Source organism: Bradyrhizobium sediminis (assembly GCF_018736085.1).
Taxonomy (GTDB): domain Bacteria; phylum Pseudomonadota; class Alphaproteobacteria; order Rhizobiales; family Xanthobacteraceae; genus Bradyrhizobium; species Bradyrhizobium sediminis.
On sequence record NZ_CP076134.1, the window covers coordinates 1,828,368 to 1,842,383 of the forward strand.

A 14,016-nucleotide genomic window follows, 5' to 3' on the forward strand; every position below is an offset into this window, starting at 1 on the left:
TTCGAACTAGTCGTCCGTCTCGCCGGTCTCATACAGCGCCTCGCGGCCGATGCGATCGAGACAGAGCTCGGCGGTCCACGGCAGCATCAGCGCGCCGCAACGGCTGTCGCGATAGATCCGCTCCAGCGGCAGCGACTTCAGCATCGACTGGCCGCCGCAGGTGCGGATCGCCAGGGTCGCGATCTCGTTGGCGCCTTCCATGGCGGAATATTGCGCGGCATAGGCGCGCAGCACCTGTTCCTTGCTCGGGTTGGGCCCGGCCTCGGTGACCGCCTGGAACCAGATCGACTTGATCTGCTCGAGCTTGATCTGCATCTGCGCGACCGCGATCTGCTTGGTCGGATACATCCGCCGCTTGACCGGCGGCGTGCCCGGCACCTCGCCGCGCAGGTAGCGCACGGTGAAATCGTAGGCGGCTTGCGCGAGGCCCATATAGGTCGGCGACAGCGTCAGGAACATGTGCGGCCAGCGCATCGCCGCCTGGAAATAGACGCCACGCGGCATCAGCGCCGCATCCTCCGGCACGAACACATCCTTGAACAGCAGCGTGCGCGACACCGTGCCGCGCATGCCGAGCGGATCCCAGTCGCCGACCACCGATACGCCGTCGGTCTTGGCCGGGATCGCGAGATAGAGCGTGTTGCGCCGGGAGGCCGTCTCGCCTTCGGCGACTTCGGTGCAGAGCACGCCGTAGTAGTCGGCGTGACCCGCGAGCGAGGCGAAGATCTTCTTGCCGTTGACGATCCAGCCGCCCTTGACCGGCTTGGCCTCGGTGCCGAACGCGACGCCGCCGGCCGCGGCCGCGCCGCCTTCCGAGAACGGCTGCGAATAAACCGCGCCGTCGTCGACGATGCGCTTGTAGTGCACCGCTCGCCTGCGTTCATGCTCATCGCGGGTGGCGGCGTCCATGTCGAGGTCGTCGGCCAGCGGCCCGGACCACAGCGTCGAGCAGACGTGCATGTTCCAGGTCAGCGCGGTCGCGCCGCAATAGCGGCCGATCTCGGCGGCGGCCAGCGCATAGGTCTGGTAGTCCGCGCCGAGGCCGCGGTGCTTCCTGGGGATGGCGATGCCGAGTAGGCCGGTGCGGTGCAGGTCCCGGTAATTCTCGGTCGGGAATTTCGCCTCGCGATCATAGGCTGCGGCGCGGCCGGCGAACACGCTCTGGCCGAGCTGGCGCGCCCGCGCGATGATTTCGGCCTGTTCGTCGTTGAGGCGAAACGCGTTGGGATCGAAGATCGGCGCATCCAGTACGATCCCGTTCATGGTCGCCACGCTCTTGCTTGCCTGTACCGTCATCATGCCGTCACTTGGGTTGCTGCCACATGGGCCTTCAGGAATTGATCCAGCGCGGCATTGAAGGTGCCGGGGCGCTCCAGATTGACGAGGTGCCCGACGCCTTCGAGCTCGATGTATCTTGCCGACGGAATATAGGTCGCCATCTTCGCCATCATCGGCGCCGGCGCATTCCTGTCCCTGGAGCCCGACAGCACCAGCGTCGGCACCGCAATATTCTTGAGCGCGTTGCGCTGGTCGAACCCCATCAGCGCCAGCATGGTGGCGCGGTAGGTGACCTCGGGAACGGAGGCCATGCAGTCGCGGGCGAGCTTCATGCCAGTCTCGTCGGGATCGTCGCCGACCAATTCCTTCACCAGGGTCGGCGCCAGCGAAACCATGGTTTCACCGCGGTCGAGCGGGCCGAGCCGCGCCTCCAGGAACGATTTCTGCCAGTCGCCATCGGGTTTTCCGAACGCCGGACTGGTCTGCGCAAGGACCACGGCGGCGGCGAGGCGAGGCTCTTTCACCAGCAGTTGCTGAACGATCATGCCGCCGATCGAATGCCCGACCAGGATCGGCTTTGTCGCGCCGACCTGCCGCAGGAAATCGGCCAGGGCATCCGCGAGAGCGGCGATGCTGACGGCTGTCAGCGGTGCCGAGCCGCCATAGCCGGGCATGTCCCAAGCCATGGCGCGATAGCGATCGCCGAAAAAATTTAGCTGGCCCCGCCACGCCCGCGCCGCGCCGCCGATTCCATGCAGGAACACCAGCGGCGGCTTGCCGGGATCGCCCGCGGCCTCATAGCCGAAGCGGCCGTCGCTGGTTTTCATCGGTGCAGAATCGGGCACGCCGGGCCTCCGCCAAGTCGGACCTGCCGATGCCAGCAGACCTCTCCAAGTCCAGCTGACGCTACCTGCAGGGTCCGCTCTGTCAAGCTTATCGCACGCCGGTTTCTTGCAAAAGCTTTAAGTTTAAAATATACGAAAGTCTCGATGCCGATGAACCGTTCAGGGAGGCCGCGCATGTCCGGACTGCCGCAATCCTCGCATGCGCTTGTCACCGGTGGCGGGCGAGGTATCGGCCGCGAGATCGCCTCCGCGCTCGTGCGCGCCGGGGCAACCGTCACGGTGCTCGGCCGCAATCGCGCTGTTCTGGATGAGGCCATTGCCGCCGGCGCTGCACATTTTGCAGGCGTCGCCGATGTCGCGGATCAGGCGGCCCTCAGCGCCGCGATTGCGCAAGCTGCCAGTCGCCAGCCGATCGATATCCTGATTGCCAACGCCGGCAGCGCCGAATCCGCGCCGTTCGGAAAGTCCGATGCGGCGCTGTTTCGGCGGATGATGGACGTCAATTTCATGGGCGTGGTTCACACCGTTCAGGCCGCGTTGCCTTCGATGAAGGGCCGCAGCTATGGCCGCATCGTCGCCGTTGCCTCGACCGCCGGTCTGAAGGGATACGCCTATGTCAGCGCCTACAGCGCGGCAAAACACGCGGTGGTCGGGCTGGTGCGCTCGCTGGCGCTGGAACTGGCCAACACCGGCGTGACCGTCAATGCGGTGTGCCCCGGCTTCACCGACACCGATCTCGTCGCCGGCAGCATCGACAACATCATGAAGAAGACCGGCCGCAGCCGCGAGCAGGCAATCGCCGAACTGGCCAGGCACAATCCGCAGGGCCGCCTCGTCACCCCGGCGGAAGTCGCCGACGCCGTGGTTTGGCTGTGCGGCGAGGGGGCAAGCGCCGTTACCGGACAGGCGATCGCGGTGGCCGGCGGAGAGATTTGAGACGCAAAGGCGCCTTCGGCGATGCCGTCATTGCGAGCGAAGCGAAGCAATCCAGCTTTCTTTCTGAACCATAAGTAAGCTGGATTGCTTCGTCGCAAGAGCTCCTCGCAATGACGACGATGAGCAACGAGAGAACATCAAGGGAGATCCCATGAGCACCCCGGCCAATCCCGTCACGCTGCCGCTGGCGCAGTATTCGCCCAAGCATTTCCTGCTGGCGGTGACCGACGGCGTCGCGACGGTGACCCTGAACCGGCCCGAGCGCAAGAATCCGCTGACGTTCGAGAGCTATCGCGAGCTGACGGATTTCTTCCGCGCCTGTGCGATGGACGATGAAGTGAAGACCATCGTCGTGACCGGCGCCGGCGGCAATTTCTCCTCCGGCGGCGACGTGTTCGAGATCATCGGTCCGCTGGTCAAGATGGACACCAAGGGCTTGACCGCCTTCACGCGCATGACCGGCGATCTCGTCAAGGCGATGCGGGCCTGCCCGCAGCCGGTCGTCGCCGCGGTCGAGGGCATCTGCGCCGGCGCCGGCGCGATCATCGCGATGGCGTCCGACATGCGCCTGGCAGCCACCGGCGCCAAGGTCGCGTTCCTGTTCAACAAGGTTGGGCTCGCCGGCTGCGACATGGGCGCCTGCGCGATCCTGCCGCGCATCATCGGACAGTCGCGGGCCTCGGAGCTGCTCTATACCGGCCGCTTCATGACCGCGGAGGAGGGCGAGCGCTGGGGCTTCTTCAGCCGTATCGTCACGCCGGAGCAGGTGCTGTCGCAGGCGCAATTGCTGGCAAAGCAGATCGCGGAGGGCCCGACCTTCGGCAACACCATGACCAAGCGCATGCTGGCGATGGAATGGGCGATGTCGGTAGAGGAGGCGATCGAGGCGGAGGCGGTGGCGCAGGCGCTGTGTATGACGACGGCGGATTTCGCCCGGGCCTTCGAGGCCTTCGCGAACAAGGCGAGGCCGGTTTTTCAGGGCAATTGAGGTGCCGCTACGGGCTTGCGGGAAAAATGCTTTAGGTTTAAAGTAATTTCATGTCCCGCTACGCCGGAGGCTTTTATGAAAATAGCGATCATCGGCGGAGGGCCGGCCGGTCTCTATTCCGCGATCCTGCTTAAGAAGCAGCGGCCGGAGGCGGAGATCACGGTCTATGAGCGCAACCGCGCCGACGACACCTTCGGTTTCGGCGTGGTGTTTTCCGACGCGACTCTCGACACTTTCGAGAAATGCGACACCCCGAGCTATCGCCGCATCACCGAGCAATTCGCCTATTGGGACGATATCGCCGTGCACTTCCGCGGCACGGTGCACCGGGTCGGCGGCAATGGGTTCTGCGGCTGCTCGCGCCGCACGCTGCTGCTGATCCTGCAGGAGCGGGCGCGCGAACTCGGTGTCTCAGTGCTGTTCGAAACCGACATCGAGGACGAAGCGCGCTTTGCCGATGCCGATCTGGTGGTGCTGGCCGACGGCATCAACAGCCGCTTCCGCGAAAAATATATCGAGCATTTCCAGCCCGAGGTGGATCTGCGCTCCAACAAGTTCGCCTGGATGGGGTCGACCCGGCCGCTCGACGCCTTCACCTTCATCTTCCAGGAGACCGAATGGGGCCCGTTTATCGCTCACGCCTATCAATATGAAGTGGGGCATTCGACCTGGATATTCGAGACCGATCCCGCCACTTTCAAGCGCGCCGGCCTCGAGGGGCTGGACGAACGACAATCCGCCGACCGGATGGCGGAGATTTTCGGCTGGTTCCTCGAAGGTCATCCGCTCCTGATCAACCGCTCGATGTGGCGCAATTTTCCGATGATCCGCAGCAAGCGCTGGGTCAAGGACAACATGGTGCTGCTCGGCGACGCCAAGGCGACCGCGCATTTCTCGATCGGCTCCGGCACCAAGCTGGCGATGGAAGACGCCATCGCCTTGGCGGAGGCCATGAATCGCGCGCCGACGGTCGAGGCCGCGCTGCAGCAGTACGAAGAGGGGCGGCGCGAGGAAGTCGAGAAGATCCAGCACGCCGCCGACGTGTCGCTAGTCTGGTTCGAGCATGTCGATCGGTTTTGGGATTTCGATCCTGTCCAGTTCGCGTTCGGCGTCATGACCCGCGCCAAGGCGATCACCTATGACAATCTCACGCTGCGGGCGCCGGATTTTGTCAGCGAGGTCGACAAGGCGTTCGCAAGGCAGGTCCGCGCCATGGGCTTCGACGTCAATGTCGAGACGCCGGTGGTGCCGATGTTCCAGCCATTGCGGCTGCGCGAGATGGAACTCGCCAACCGCGCGGTGGTGTCGCCGATGTGCATGTATTCGGCCAGGGAAGGCGTGCCCGGCGATTTCCACCTGGTGCATTACGGCTCGCGCGCGGTCGGCGGCGCCGGCCTGATCTTCACCGAGATGACCTGCGTTTCCCGCGACGCCCGCATCACGCCGGGCTGCGCCGGGCTTTGGAACGACGAGCAGGAGACCGCGTGGCGGCGCATCGTCGATTTCGTCCATGCCAATTCGGCGGCGAAGATCGCGCTCCAGCTCGGCCATGCCGGCCGCAAGGGCGCCACCAAACTGATGTGGGACGGCATGGACCGGCCGCTGGAACAGGGCGGCTGGGACGTCGTGTCGGCTTCGCCGCTGCCCTACTTTCCCGACAGCCGGGTGCCGCGCGAACTGGATCGCGCCGCGATGGATGCGGTCAAGGCGGCGTTCGTTCAGGCTGCCGAGCGCGGGGAGGCTTGCGGCTTCGACATGCTCGAGCTGCATTGCGCCCACGGCTATCTGCTGGCGAGCTTCATTTCGCCGCTGACCAACCGGCGTACCGACGCCTATGGCGGCTCGCTCGAAGGTCGCCTGCGTTTTCCGCTGGAAGTGTTCGAGGCGCTGCGGTCGGTATGGCCGGCGCACAAGCCGATGTCGGTACGCATCTCCGCCACCGACTGGGCCGAGGGCGGCATCACCGGCGACGATGCGGTCGATATCGCGCGCGCCTTCGCCGAGGCCGGCGTCGATCTGGTGGATGTGTCCACCGGCCAGACCGTGCGCGACGCCCAGCCGGTCTATGGCCGGATGTTCCAGACGCCGTTCTCCGAACAGGTCCGCAACGAGGCGCGCGTCGCTACCATGTGCGTCGGCAATATCACGACGTCAGACCAGGTGAATACCATCCTTGCCGCCGGGCGGGCCGATCTGGTGGCGCTCGGCCGCCCGCATTTGATCGACCCCTCGTTCACGCTGAAGGCCGCGGCCTGGTATGGTGCAGAGGTTGCCTGTCCGCCGCAATATCTGCCCGGCAAGGAACAGATCTTCCGCAACAGCGTGCGCGACCGGCAGGATTTCGACGACCTCAAAATCAAGGCCAGGCCGAAAACCCGGGCCGAGCTGAAGGCGGAAAAGCCGCTGGCGGCCGAATGATGCCCGTTGCACTGTTGAAAGCCGGTCAGGCAGGTAAGATATGACGATGATTCTCGATTCCGAAACCAAGGCCGTCGAACTGCCGGAGGATCACGGCGACGAGCTGCGGCTGTGGCTGAGGCTTTTGACCTGCACCAATTTGATCGAAGGCGAGGTGCGCAGCCGGCTGCGCGACCGCTTCGACGTCACGCTGCCGCGCTTCGACCTGATGGCGCAGCTCGACAAGGCCCCCGACGGCATGACGCTGTCGGACGTTTCCAAGCGGATGATGGTGTCGAACGGCAATGTCACCGGTCTGGTGGAGCGGCTGGTGGAATCCGGTCACATCGACCGCCGCACCTCGGACCAGGACCGCCGCGTGCAGGTGATCCGGCTGACCAAGGCCGGGCGCGCCGAGTTTCGCAAGATGGCGGCGGAACACGAGATCTGGATCGCGGAGATATTTGCGGACCTGTCCGAAAAGGACGTCCGCGACCTGATGCGGCTGTTGGCGAAGACGAAGCTCTCGGCGCGCAAGGCGACGGAACGAAAGCCGGCCTGAGCTGTCCAAAAAGTGTCGGATGGCCCGGATTCGGGCTATTGCGCCAAATTGCTTTAAGTATAAAATGTTTGGAATAGGGCGCTGCCGGACGGCCTGGATATTGGTCTCATCCCGAAAACGAGGGGCGATGAAATGTCAGGTGCAATTCCCAGCCATGAAATTCAAAGCCTTGGCCCATCGGGTCACATCGACGACTTCGCGCGGCGAAATCTTCCGCCATTCGAGCAATGGCCGGAACTGCTTCTCGACCGGCCGGAGTTTCAGTATCCCGAATATCTCAACGTCGCGGTCGAGCTGACCGATCGGATCGTCGAGAAGGGCTACGGCGATCGCATTGCGCTGATCGGCAACGGCCGCCAGCGCACCTACAAGGAACTCGCCGACTGGTCGAACCGCCTTGCGCATGCGCTGGTGGAAAATTACGGCGTCAAGCCCGGCAACCGGGTTCTCATACGCTCGGGCAACAATCCGGCCCTGGTCGCCGCCTGGCTTGCGGCAACGAAGGCCGGCGCCGTCGTCGTCAATACCATGCCGATGCTGCGTGCCGGTGAATTGACCAAGATCGTCGACAAGGCGGAGATCGCCCTCGCGCTGACTGACAGTCGTATCGCCGACGAACTGGTCGCGTGCGCAAAGACCAGCCGGTTTCTCAAGCAGGTCGTGAATTTTGACGGAACCTCGAACCATGACGCCGAACTCGACCGGGTGGCGTTGAACAAGCCGGTTCGGTTCGATGCGGTGAAGACCGGACGGGATGATGTCGCGTTGCTGGGATTTACCTCCGGCACGACGGGTGAACCCAAGGCGACGATGCATTTCCATCGCGATCTCCTGATCATCGCCGACGGTTATGCCAGGGAAGTGCTCAACGTCACGCCGGATGATGTCTTCGTCGGGTCACCGCCGCTTGCCTTTACGTTTGGACTGGGCGGTCTTGCGATCTTTCCATTGCGGTTCGGCGCTACCGCGACGTTGCTGGAAAATGCGGCGCCCGGCGAGATGGTCAAGATCATTCAAACCTACAAGGCGACGATTTGCTTTACTTCGCCGACCGCGTATCGGGCGATGATGACCGCGATGGACAAGGGCGCCGATCTGTCGTCGCTGCGTCTTGCGGTTTCGGCCGGCGAAACCCTGCCGGCGCCGGTATTCGAAAGCTGGACCCGCAAGACCGGCAAACCGATTCTTGACGGCATCGGCAGCACGGAACTGCTGCACATCTTCATCACCAACCGGATCGGCGACGCCGTCGCCGGAACGACGGGACATCCGGTTTCCGGCTATGAGGCAAAGATTGTCGACGATGACATGAACGAATTGCCGCCGGGTACCGTAGGCAAACTCGCGGTTCGCGGCCCGACCGGATGCCGCTATCTCGCGGATTCCAGGCAGGCGAGCTATGTGCGCGATGGCTGGAACCTGACGGGCGATGCGTTCATCCGCGACCAGAAGGGCCGCCTTTCTTTCGTGGCCCGGTCCGACGACATGATCGTTTCCTCCGGCTACAACATCGCAGGTCCCGAGGTGGAAGCCGCATTGCTGAGCCATCCGGCGGTGGCCGAATGTGGCGTCGTCGGCGCACCGGACGAGGCGCGCGGCATGATCGTCAAGGCTTATGTGGTTCTCGCTGCCGGCATAGAGGGCGAGGCCGCGCTGGCGGCCGACCTGCAGGACCATGTCAAGCGCGAGATCGCGCCTTACAAATATCCGCGCGCGATCGAATTCGTCGCGCAACTGCCGAAGACGGAAACCGGCAAGCTAAGGCGATTTGCCCTGCGGCAGATAGCGCAGGCCGGGGCGGCCTCGGCGGGCATGGCCGCGGAATAATGCATTCGATGGAGAATTGTTTGTGAGCACGCCAAAGGCGCCGACACTCGCCGTGTTGCCGTTGACGAAGGGCGAGACGCCGGCCACCGGTCCGCAGATCCTGCAGCCGAGTGGTTGGCCGGCGCCGAAGGGATATGCCAACGGCATGGCGGCCGACGGCCGCCTCGTGGTGACCGGCGGCGTGATCGGCTGGGACCATCAAGGTCATCTGGCAACCGGCTTTGTCGCGCAGGTCCGCCAGACCCTGAGCAACATTTCCGCCATTCTCGCGGAGGGCGGCGCGCGGCCGGAACATCTCGTCCGTCTCACCTGGTATGTCGTCGATATGGAAGAATATCTGGCGAACCTGAAGACGCTCGGCCGGATCTATCGCGAACTGTTCGGCGCGCATTACCCCGCGATGGCGCTGGTCCAGGTCGTGCGTCTGGTCGAAAAGGCGGCGCGGGTCGAGATCGAGGCGACGGCGGTAGTGCCCCGTTGAACTATTCTCCCGCGCAATTGCCGCAGTTTTGCTATTTTGAAGCCTCAGGACCGCTGATTCGGCGCGTCAGGTAAGCGGGCAGGGGTATCAACAAAACTGTGCAGATCGCGAAATGCGCGGTTTTTGCGCAAGTTTCGCAATACTGTCTGCGATGCGAATCAACCTACAGGAGCCCAAATGGCCGTACAGATGACAAAGTCGCAGCTGATCGAAAAAATCGCTGCCGAGAACGAAGTGGCAAAGAAGGACGTCAAGGGCGTGCTCGAGACCCTGGCGACGATCGGTTACAAGGAGCTCAAGAAGAGCGGCGTGTTCCTGGTTCCCGGATTTGCCAAATTCGTGGTGATCAAGAAGCCCGCCACCAAGGCGCGCAAGGGCACGAACCCCTTCACCGGCGAGCCCATGATGTTCAAGGCCAAGCCGGCCCGGAAGATCGTCAGAGCGCGCCCGGTCAAGGCGGCAAAAGACGCGGTGTGAGTTTCAAAAGGTCCCTTGCGGGACCTTTTGCATTTCGCGGGTAGCCGAGTTCGAAGAGGCGCGCGCGGCCGGGCATCGATGGTGGCTGCACGGCGGACGAGGGATTGTCCGCCGCGCTCAGGCCACGGGACGGAAGTGTCCGGGCGGGTGTCTGGTATCGCGCCGGATCAATCGGCGAAGGGTCGAGGGCTCCGCATACCCGACCTTTCGCGCGATTTGATCGACGGGCAGGCGCGTGGTCTCGAGCAGCAAGCGCGCCGTCTCGACCCTGATCCGCTGCACGAACTGAATAGGGGTGAGGCCGCAGGTCGCCGCAAGCCGGCGCGCGAAGGTGCGGGGCGCCAAAGCGACGGCCCCGGCGAGTTCGTCGATACAGAAGTCCCGGGCAATATTGTCGCGAACCCAGCTTTCGGCCTTCGCCATCCTGGGGTCCTGACCCGCCAGATAGGTGACCGCCATGAACGGCGCCTGCGAACGCCGCTCATCGAGAAGAAGATAGTTTGCGCAGGCCTTGGCCAGGCTTGTTCCGGCGAACCGGCTCACCACCGCAAGCATCAGATCCATCTGCGCCATCGCGGCGCCGCCGGTGGCGATGGGCCAATCGGCCACGACGATCTGGTCGGTCACCAGTTCGACCTCGGGATAGCGGCGCTGGAACGCTGGCGCGAGCCACCATGTCGTGGTCGCCCGCCTACCGTCCAGCAATCCGGCTTCAGCGAGCAGGAATGTGCTCGCACAGGAAGCCGCGAGCGCGGCGCCGGCTTGAAACGCTTCAGCCAGCATGGCGGCCGCGTGCCGGCAGGCGGGGCTCTTCAGTTTCCCGTCCAGTTCATCCGCTGACGCAATGCCGAGCCCGGGGACGATAATCAGTTCGGCATCGCGCAGCGTTTCGCTGTTTCGGCGCGACCCATAGCGGACCGTATCGACGTCGAACGGCAGAGCGCGTTTCGTCGTCCCGCTGATGCGGTTGGCTGTCGCCATCACGTCGTGCGTGATGGCGGCGCTTGAGGCCATGCAGCCCTGGATTTCGACAACCGCAACTCTGGTCATGTCAAAAATTGCTCTATTAATGTCATTTTTGACACTAGCTGGTCAGGCGCGGAATCGCAATGATTGCCGCATGAAAACAGCGATGCGCTGCCTGCGGACCCGATGTCGCTGGTCCGAGGGCTCGCCGCGAGCAGAGAGAGTCCTGATGCCGAATATCATTGTGAAGGTGCCGGAGGGCGCGTTTGACGCTGCCGGATGCGACCGGTTGGGTAAGGGCATTACCGCTGTCGCCAAGCAGGTGGAGCAGATCGGCGATGATCCGCGCCAGGAGTTCACCACTTGGGTTGTGATCGAGGAGGTCAAGGCCGGCCATTTCTTTGCAGGCGGCAACGATCCGGTCTCGCGGGTGCTGCCGGTGATCGTACTGTTCCACGCCCCGGCGGGCGTGATTGACGAAGTCGGCCGCGTTGAGGCCGTGCGCCTCATCCAGGAGGCCGTTGCTGCGGCGAAATCGCCAGCCGACCCGCGACCGGTACTGACGTCGGTGATCATCTCCGAGGTGGCCGACGGGACGTGGGGGGCCAGCGGCGCGTTGTGGCGGCTCGCCGACTTCGTGAAGGCCGCCGGCTACAAGCACCTCCAGTCACTGGCCGCGCCGTCTGCCTGAGCGTCGCCCGATATTGCAGGAGCCCCCGATGCCGAAACGGTCGATGAAGCAGGACGATCCGCTTGATGATTTCATGCGCCGCGAGATTGCGCTCGACGGCGTCACCAAGGCGGTGCATGTGGCCGGTGTCGGGCCTGCGGTCATTGTCATGACGGAAATGCCGGGCATCAGCCCGCACGTCGCGCGCTTCGCCCGCTGGGTTCGGGACGCCGGGTTCAGCGTTTACATGCCGTCGCTGTTCGGCCGCGACGGCGCCGTGCCCGGTGCGGAGGAGGGCGCGGCCGTCTTTCAGCGCGCCTGTGTCAGCGCCGAGTTCCGTGCCTTCGCCGCCAACGAGTCCAGCCCGGTGACGAAGTGGCTGCGGTCGCTGGCGAGATTTGCGCATGAAGAATGCGGCGGTCCCGGCGTCGGCGCCATCGGAATGTGCTTTACCGGAAATTTCGCGCTGACGATGATGCTCGAGCCGTCGATGCTGGCGCCGGTCCTCTCCCAGCCATCGCTGCCGCTGAACAATCCCGCCGGCATCGAGATCGCGCCGGACGAGGTCAAGGCGGTTCGCCGGCGGCTGGAGCGGGACGATCTGACCGTGCTGGCCTATCGCTTCGAGGGCGACAAGTTCTGCATGGCCCAGCGCTTCGCGGCCTATGCCGAGGCGCTCGGCGACCGCTTCATCGGGCGCGTGCTTCCCGATAGCGCGGCGAACCGCGATCTTCCGCCATTTTTCGAACGCCATGTCACGACCCCTCATAGCGTCGTGACCGCTCATTTGATCGACGAGGCGGGCCAGCCGACGATCGCGGCGCGCGACGAGATTTTGGCGTTCTTCACGAAACGGCTGGCTCCCGAAGGCCGGTGAGCGCGGCCTTCAATTGACCTAGCGGGTCCGGCCGCTCCAGAACGGTGCGCGCAAGGCTGCCTTGTCGATCTTGTTGACGCTTGACTGCGGCAACGGCTCGCTGCGCAGATCGACGCTGCGCGGACATTTGTAGCCGGCGATAGAGGCCCGGCAATGCCGCTGGATCTCCTCGGCGGTGAGGTCGGCGCCGGCCCGCGCAACCACGATCGCATGCACGGCTTCGCCCCAGCGCTGATCGGGAATGCCGATGACCGCGCATTCGGCGACGTCCGGATGCGAGGCGATCGCGTTCTCGACTTCGATCGAATAGACGTTCTCACCGCCGCTGATGATCATGTCCTTGATGCGATCGGCGATGAACAGGAATCCGTCATCATCGAAATAGCCGGAATCGCCGGTGTGCATCCATCCGTTGCGCAGGGTCTCCGCCGTGAGTTCAGGCTTGCGCCAATAGCCCATCATCACGATCGGTCCCCGCACGATGATTTCGCCGACTTTGCCGCGCGGCAATTCGCGATCCTCCGTATCGGCGACGCGGACCTCGGCGGAGTAGACCGGCCGTCCGGCGGAGCGCAATCGGCTGGGCAGTGTGCCCGGCAAGTGATGTTCGGCCCCGAGCATGGTCGCAACCGGCGACAGTTCGGTCATTCCGTAGGACTGGGCGAAACGGACCTGGGGCAGGCGCCGCAGGCATTCCTGCAACACCGGTTCGGGCATCGGCGAGGCGCCGTAGGTGATCAGCCGCAGGCTGGACAGGTCATAGCTCTCGAGATCCGGCAGTTCCAGCAGCATCGCCAGCATGGTTGGAACGAAGGTGGCGACCGTGACCTTCTCCCGGGCGATGGTGGCGAGCGCCTGTTGCGGGGTGAAGCGGGAGACCACCACGTGCTTGCCGCCGGCCACTGCCGTGGTGTAGACGCGCGCGCCGGCGCCGAGGTGGAATAACGGACCGGAGTGAAGATGCACCAGGTTTTCGTCGAGGCCGAGATGCGCGATCATCGCCATCGCGTTGGCCCACAGATTGCCGTGGCTCAGCATCACACCCTTCGAGCGGCCGGTGGTGCCGCCGGTGTAGAACAGGCATGCAAGGTCGTTCTCCTTGCGCATCGCATCCGCGACTGGCTTCTCGCCGCTGAGAGCGTCCTCATAGCCAATGGACTTGACTGCCCGGTTGACGGCGGTGGCGTTGCCGGCGATCACCAGCGCTGCAATCGACGTTACATTTTTCGCCAGTTCCTCGCCCATTGCGACAAAGGCGTCGTCGACGATGAGCACCACGGGCTCGGCGTCGCGTGCCTGCTCGATCATTTCGGCGAGCGCAAAGCGCGAGTTGATCGGGACGATCACTCCGCCGCTCCACAGAACGCCGAAATAGAATTCGACATAGCGGTGGCCGTTGGCCGCCAGCATGGCCACCCGGTCGCCGTCCCGCATGCCAAGGTGCTGCAGTGCCGCGGCAAGCCGGGCCACGCGATCGACGAATTCGTGGCGGCTCAGCCGCGTTTCCTCGCTGACAAGCGCCTCCGCTCTGCCATCGAGTGCAAGCGACCGTCGCAATCCCATCGTCAAAGTCATCGAGACCAATCCTTTTTGAGTGCACATCTACGTCGAAGCAGGTCGTCTCGCCAGCGAGAAATTCGATTTCAATTCGCGGGGCACGACGATATCCTCGCGGCAAGCCGCGGGATGTACAGACAAGTCGGGAGCTCAAT

The 14,016-nt window shown here is 64.1% G+C and carries 13 protein-coding genes; 9 read left to right on the forward strand and 4 right to left on the reverse strand.

Translation table 11 applies throughout. From position 1 onward, the window contains the following. Positions 1-6: 6 nt before the first annotated feature. Positions 7-1,296, reverse strand: a complete 1,290-nt coding sequence (locus KMZ29_RS08785; protein WP_215623329.1) for an acyl-CoA dehydrogenase family protein — start codon at positions 1,294-1,296, stop codon at positions 7-9. Continuing rightward, positions 1,296-2,105 carry an alpha/beta fold hydrolase gene (locus tag KMZ29_RS08790; protein WP_369810121.1) on the reverse strand — a complete coding sequence of 270 codons (810 nt, stop codon included), beginning with the start codon at positions 2,103-2,105 and terminating at the stop codon, positions 1,296-1,298. The genes KMZ29_RS08785 and KMZ29_RS08790 overlap by 1 nt, the downstream gene beginning before the upstream one ends. Positions 2,106-2,297: 192 nt before the next feature. On the opposite strand from KMZ29_RS08790, the gene KMZ29_RS08795 reads away from it, so the two are divergent. From KMZ29_RS08795 to KMZ29_RS08825, 7 genes are all read left to right on the forward strand, one after another. Next, positions 2,298-3,059: an SDR family NAD(P)-dependent oxidoreductase gene (locus KMZ29_RS08795; RefSeq protein ID WP_215623331.1), complete on the forward strand. Its 762-nt coding sequence runs from the start codon at positions 2,298-2,300 to the stop codon at positions 3,057-3,059. A gap of 151 nt (positions 3,060-3,210) precedes the next feature. Beyond that, positions 3,211-4,047 carry an enoyl-CoA hydratase family protein gene (locus tag KMZ29_RS08800; protein WP_215623332.1) on the forward strand — a complete coding sequence of 279 codons (837 nt, stop codon included), beginning with the start codon at positions 3,211-3,213 and terminating at the stop codon, positions 4,045-4,047. 75 nt (positions 4,048-4,122) lie between these two features. Further along, positions 4,123-6,465 (forward strand): bifunctional salicylyl-CoA 5-hydroxylase/oxidoreductase, encoded by a 2,343-nt coding sequence (locus tag KMZ29_RS08805; protein WP_215623333.1) that lies wholly within the window; start codon positions 4,123-4,125, stop codon positions 6,463-6,465. A 46-nt stretch (positions 6,466-6,511) separates the two neighbouring features. Further along, complete coding sequence (locus tag KMZ29_RS08810; protein ID WP_215605652.1) at positions 6,512-7,006, forward strand: MarR family winged helix-turn-helix transcriptional regulator; 495 nt, start codon at positions 6,512-6,514, stop codon at positions 7,004-7,006. Between the two features lie 132 nt (positions 7,007-7,138). Next, a complete protein-coding gene (locus tag KMZ29_RS08815; protein WP_215623334.1) occupies positions 7,139-8,833 on the forward strand; it encodes an AMP-binding protein in 1,695 nt (564 codons plus the stop codon). Positions 8,834-8,855: 22 nt separating this feature from the next. Next, positions 8,856-9,314: a RidA family protein gene (locus tag KMZ29_RS08820; protein WP_215623335.1), complete on the forward strand. Its 459-nt coding sequence runs from the start codon at positions 8,856-8,858 to the stop codon at positions 9,312-9,314. A gap of 177 nt (positions 9,315-9,491) precedes the next feature. Continuing rightward, entirely contained in the window at positions 9,492-9,791 is a 300-nt protein-coding gene (locus KMZ29_RS08825; RefSeq protein WP_215612866.1) for an HU family DNA-binding protein, read from the forward strand. A 117-nt stretch (positions 9,792-9,908) separates the two neighbouring features. On the opposite strand, the gene KMZ29_RS08830 is transcribed toward KMZ29_RS08825, so the two are convergent. Further along, a complete protein-coding gene (locus KMZ29_RS08830; protein WP_249779862.1) occupies positions 9,909-10,805 on the reverse strand; it encodes a GlxA family transcriptional regulator in 897 nt (298 codons plus the stop codon). 181 nt (positions 10,806-10,986) lie between these two features. On the opposite strand from KMZ29_RS08830, the gene KMZ29_RS08835 reads away from it, so the two are divergent. Both KMZ29_RS08835 and KMZ29_RS08840 read left to right on the forward strand, forming a co-directional pair. Further along, on the forward strand, positions 10,987-11,448 hold the full coding sequence (locus tag KMZ29_RS08835; protein WP_215623337.1) for a tautomerase family protein: 462 nt from the start codon (positions 10,987-10,989) through the stop codon (positions 11,446-11,448). A gap of 28 nt (positions 11,449-11,476) precedes the next feature. Beyond that, the gene (locus KMZ29_RS08840; protein WP_215623338.1) at positions 11,477-12,304 is read left to right on the forward strand and encodes a dienelactone hydrolase family protein; all 828 of its coding nucleotides are present in this window, start codon (positions 11,477-11,479) and stop codon (positions 12,302-12,304) included. A gap of 18 nt (positions 12,305-12,322) precedes the next feature. Here KMZ29_RS08840 and KMZ29_RS08845 read toward each other — a convergent pair whose 3' ends face one another. Next, complete coding sequence (locus KMZ29_RS08845) at positions 12,323-13,879, reverse strand: long-chain-fatty-acid--CoA ligase (RefSeq protein ID WP_215623339.1); 1,557 nt, start codon at positions 13,877-13,879, stop codon at positions 12,323-12,325. Between the last annotated feature and the right edge of the window lie 137 nt (positions 13,880-14,016).

What these genes read in the sequence shown, in the direction of transcription:
- KMZ29_RS08845 (WP_215623339.1), bottom strand. Translation starts at nt 13,879, where the DNA reads ATGACTTTGACGATGGGATTGCGACGGTCGCTTGCACTCGATGGCAGA.
- KMZ29_RS08790 (WP_369810121.1), bottom strand. Translation starts at nt 2,105, where the DNA reads ATGAAAACCAGCGACGGCCGCTTCGGCTATGAGGCCGCGGGCGATCCC.
- KMZ29_RS08815 (WP_215623334.1), top strand. Translation starts at nt 7,139, where the DNA reads ATGTCAGGTGCAATTCCCAGCCATGAAATTCAAAGCCTTGGCCCATCG.
- KMZ29_RS08835 (WP_215623337.1), top strand. Translation starts at nt 10,987, where the DNA reads ATGCCGAATATCATTGTGAAGGTGCCGGAGGGCGCGTTTGACGCTGCC.
- KMZ29_RS08810 (WP_215605652.1), top strand. Translation starts at nt 6,512, where the DNA reads ATGATTCTCGATTCCGAAACCAAGGCCGTCGAACTGCCGGAGGATCAC.
- KMZ29_RS08805 (WP_215623333.1), top strand. Translation starts at nt 4,123, where the DNA reads ATGAAAATAGCGATCATCGGCGGAGGGCCGGCCGGTCTCTATTCCGCG.
- KMZ29_RS08795 (WP_215623331.1), top strand. Translation starts at nt 2,298, where the DNA reads ATGTCCGGACTGCCGCAATCCTCGCATGCGCTTGTCACCGGTGGCGGG.
- KMZ29_RS08830 (WP_249779862.1), bottom strand. Translation starts at nt 10,805, where the DNA reads ATGGCCTCAAGCGCCGCCATCACGCACGACGTGATGGCGACAGCCAAC.
- KMZ29_RS08840 (WP_215623338.1), top strand. Translation starts at nt 11,477, where the DNA reads ATGCCGAAACGGTCGATGAAGCAGGACGATCCGCTTGATGATTTCATG.
- KMZ29_RS08800 (WP_215623332.1), top strand. Translation starts at nt 3,211, where the DNA reads ATGAGCACCCCGGCCAATCCCGTCACGCTGCCGCTGGCGCAGTATTCG.
- KMZ29_RS08825 (WP_215612866.1), top strand. Translation starts at nt 9,492, where the DNA reads ATGGCCGTACAGATGACAAAGTCGCAGCTGATCGAAAAAATCGCTGCC.
- KMZ29_RS08785 (WP_215623329.1), bottom strand. Translation starts at nt 1,296, where the DNA reads ATGACGGTACAGGCAAGCAAGAGCGTGGCGACCATGAACGGGATCGTA.